Origin of the sequence: Bacteroides cellulosilyticus DSM 14838 (genome assembly GCF_000158035.1) — a bacterium.
In the GTDB taxonomy this organism is placed as follows: Bacteria; Bacteroidota; Bacteroidia; order Bacteroidales; family Bacteroidaceae; genus Bacteroides; species Bacteroides cellulosilyticus.
Genome location: NZ_EQ973495.1, coordinates 400634 through 403802 on the forward strand (window position 1 = coordinate 400634; position 3169 = coordinate 403802).

At 40.7% G+C, this 3169-nt stretch carries 6 protein-coding genes; all 6 read right to left on the reverse strand.

From position 1 onward, the window contains the following. A partial coding sequence (locus BACCELL_RS23830; protein ID WP_248604811.1) for a BACON domain-containing protein occupies positions 1–329 on the reverse strand: 329 nt, incomplete at its 3' end. Positions 330–496: 167 nt separating this feature from the next. Then, positions 497–1426, reverse strand: a complete 930-nt coding sequence (locus BACCELL_RS23835) for a WYL domain-containing protein (protein ID WP_007214700.1) — start codon at positions 1424–1426, stop codon at positions 497–499. 258 nt (positions 1427–1684) lie between these two features. Then, positions 1685–1903: a hypothetical protein gene (locus BACCELL_RS23845; RefSeq protein ID WP_007214702.1), complete on the reverse strand. Its 219-nt coding sequence runs from the start codon at positions 1901–1903 to the stop codon at positions 1685–1687. Beyond that, a complete protein-coding gene (locus BACCELL_RS23850; RefSeq protein ID WP_007214703.1) occupies positions 1903–2139 on the reverse strand; it encodes a hypothetical protein in 237 nt (78 codons plus the stop codon). Before BACCELL_RS23850 ends, BACCELL_RS23845 begins: the two co-directional genes overlap by 1 nt. Before the next feature lie 83 nt (positions 2140–2222). Beyond that, complete coding sequence (locus BACCELL_RS23855) at positions 2223–2660, reverse strand: hypothetical protein (RefSeq protein WP_007214704.1); 438 nt, start codon at positions 2658–2660, stop codon at positions 2223–2225. A 9-nt stretch (positions 2661–2669) separates the two neighbouring features. Further along, positions 2670–3169 (reverse strand): hypothetical protein (locus tag BACCELL_RS23860; RefSeq protein ID WP_007214705.1); only part of this gene is annotated, 500 nt, incomplete at its 5' end.

The window sequence follows — 3169 nt, forward strand, 5'->3', positions numbered from 1 at the left end:
GCATTAATAGTAATAGCAACGCTACGTTCATCATAACTATCATTATCCTCAACACTGATAGAAATTTCTGCCTTTCCGGGACCTCCACTAGTGGGATAAACTTGATACCACTTTTCACCATTCCGAGTGGTTGCAGCGGTTATGTTCCAGTTTTCTGTAGCCGTAAACTCCAAAGACTGAGTACCCGCAGATGTTGTGAAATTCACACCTTTCTCAAACAGGGTTTCTGTTTCAGGTGGCAAGGTAATTGTAGTTTCATCTTCTACTTTATCATCACTACAAGCAACCAATAACATCAGGCACGCAAGTAGATGCCATGTGTTTTTCATAAACGATTTTACTTTCATATATTATTGTTTCATTAATGATCAAGATTTCAAGGTTTTATTCTTCGCTCTTCCTCCTGCTCCGGTTCTCTTCAATGCAGAGGACAAAGATATAAAGACTTCCATGAAATAAGGTTAAAAGGGGGTAGAAAACGTATTTTGACACCCATTTATTCATCTATTGCATGGCTTTCTCCTGTTTCATAGCCTGATAGAGTTGCACGAAGCACCTGTATCATATCCTGTCGGAATGATTCCGGTGAAAGTATCGCCAATTTATCCCGATACCAAAGTAATTCTTGCTTTAGATCATACGTAGGTCGCACGAACATTTCAAAATCCGTATAATCTTCCGTATGGTTCACTTCTATTTGGGATGCGTGGAGCGGAACATCTTTTAGATAAGCATCTTGGGGCCAAAATGCACGAAAACGAATAGTTATTGGCTCAAACTGTCGTATAATTCCAAAACAATGTTCAAAATAAACTTCCGGCTTCAAGATTGCCCGCAATTTAGGGGAGAATTTCACCTTACTCCCTTCCAACAATTCTATTTCTTTCACCCGTTCCAGTGCGCAAGTCATGGCGCGCTCCTTGCCTCTAACTTCGCCTATCACATACCATCGTTGTTTGAACAGGCGAACAAAAGCGGGCAACAGAATGATTTCTTTCTCATCCTGATAATGTGATTTATACACTATCCTAAGCAGTCGCTTCCCGTCGATAGCCTCCATCACATCCTGTAAAAGATTGGCAGCCGGTGGTGCAGGTTCTATCATCACTTCCTCCCGTTGATTCACACGTTCAGCAAGACTCGATACACGAAAAGCACTTAAAAGCCACTGCTGCAACTCGTCATTTTTAAAACCATCCGGTCGAATAATTTTATATAAATTCCCGTCACGTTTATCACATTTGATGTCTACGTACATCAATGATTCCGCTTCCCGCCGGTAACGGTTGAAAGTCCGCTCCGCCAACGGGTCTCCATCCTCATTAGCCGATGCATTCAACCATTTTTTCTGTATCTCAGGCAAAGTTAGCGGCTGGATACTCAAGGTATCAATCAACCACAAACAAAATTTATATTTGAATATCATTGTTCATCCTCCTTACCGAAAAGAAAGTCACATATCGAATTACTCAACATTCTACTGACCTTCACTATTATTTTTATAAATACAATTAAATAAACCAAGAGAATCACATTGGTATGCCACTGCAATTCAAATATGCTGGGTGCATCAGGATCAAGCAATACCGCAATAAAAAATGCACTTCCAAACATGAAAGTTGATAAGCCACTTGTTATCAATAAGAACACAATAGTTGTTAGACAGCCTCTCATAGTCCTTATCTTATTTAATAATGAAATAAACAAGTTTACCCAGAACCCACGAGGTAAAAAGTAAAGCTATCAACCCCACTATGGCGCACAAAGTTACTGCCAGAAAGTTAGTAATATGCCATGCCTCACGTATTTCTCCTGCCACAATGAGAAGAAACATAATTACGAACGGCGAAGGCAACAGGCAAAGTATGATAGACACCCACTCGGCTACACCTTTCTTTGTCATCACTTTCCCTCCTTTCTTTTTCGTTCTTCTTCTCTCCTATCCTCTTCTGCCAGTTCTTCTTTACTTTCCCTGACACCTTCCCAAAAACTTTTGGAAAGCAATAACCATCCAAGGATATAGCCAATGACAGCAAGAATCCATTCGTTCCATCCGAAAGCAGTGGCAAAAGCCGCACCAACAATAGCTCCGATGCCTCCGTTAATGAGGCTCTTAATCAAACCTTTAATTGTCTCCATAACTAAACGATTTTAATGTTTATATTCCGTTTGTTTTATGGAGGCAAAGTTAGGGGGAGGTTCGGCCAAGGGCAGTCGGCATCTCATTTATTTTTCAGAATCTTATTATCTACTGTTTCTAACAAATATCTATTCATCCATTTCTCCTTTTCAGCTCTCAACTCATTAACCGTCTGTCGCAATTCAGTAACCAACAAGCCCAATCGTCGACCCTCCCCTTCCTTTTTCCAAACTCTCCTTTCTTCCGAAGTCATTAAATCCTTCTTACGCAACTCGCTCACCAAGCGTTTGTTTTCTCTCTGTAACCAATCTATTTTTTCCATCAGTTCTTCTATATTGCGTTGCTGTCGATGTAAACAGACTTTGTCTGGAATATAGGGACCCAAATTGTTATCATCCGTCACATAATCCATCATCCATGTCACTCCACGCATGAATGCATCCATTTCTTTCTGTGAAGGGTCGAATTCCTTTATGTAATCTTGGAGAAGGTGTTCTCTCGCTTTAGATAAATCGTTCATTTAAATATGTTATTGATTCATTTCACTTAACATTTTTGAAACATATCCATCATGGCGAAACCACTTATGAGCCCAGTTAGGCACCATAAATATATATCCTGAACCATCCTCATGAGGAGCACAATCCAATTGATTTCCTATAGCAAGTCCGGCTTCCTCCTTGGATATTCCGCAGCAACGTCCCAGCTCCTCACGCAGCAAGTCATAGGTGACAGCCCGTATCATAGCGGCTGTAACTCGATGTTCCTTTACCGCTTGAGCTGTTTTGGGATTCTTCAGCAATATCTGTTTCATTTCTGATGTAGATGGCGTTCTGACTACCGGCCCCACTCTTAATCCCCAAAAGCAGTACTCACCTTCGACTTTGAACATACAGAAACCTTCCTGAGAATTACGAGAATTACACTCTTCAGCATAGTGCTTCAATTGAGAATTCGTTATGTTCCTCATTAATTCAGGAATGATAGGTTGATGACGTAGCTGACCGTAAGTATAGCGTTCGCCATTAA

What these genes read in the sequence shown, in the direction of transcription:
- BACCELL_RS23845 (WP_007214702.1), bottom strand. Translation starts at nt 1,903, where the DNA reads ATGACAAAGAAAGGTGTAGCCGAGTGGGTGTCTATCATACTTTGCCTG.
- BACCELL_RS23850 (WP_007214703.1), bottom strand. Translation starts at nt 2,139, where the DNA reads ATGGAGACAATTAAAGGTTTGATTAAGAGCCTCATTAACGGAGGCATC.
- BACCELL_RS23835 (WP_007214700.1), bottom strand. Translation starts at nt 1,426, where the DNA reads ATGATATTCAAATATAAATTTTGTTTGTGGTTGATTGATACCTTGAGT.
- BACCELL_RS23855 (WP_007214704.1), bottom strand. Translation starts at nt 2,660, where the DNA reads ATGAACGATTTATCTAAAGCGAGAGAACACCTTCTCCAAGATTACATA.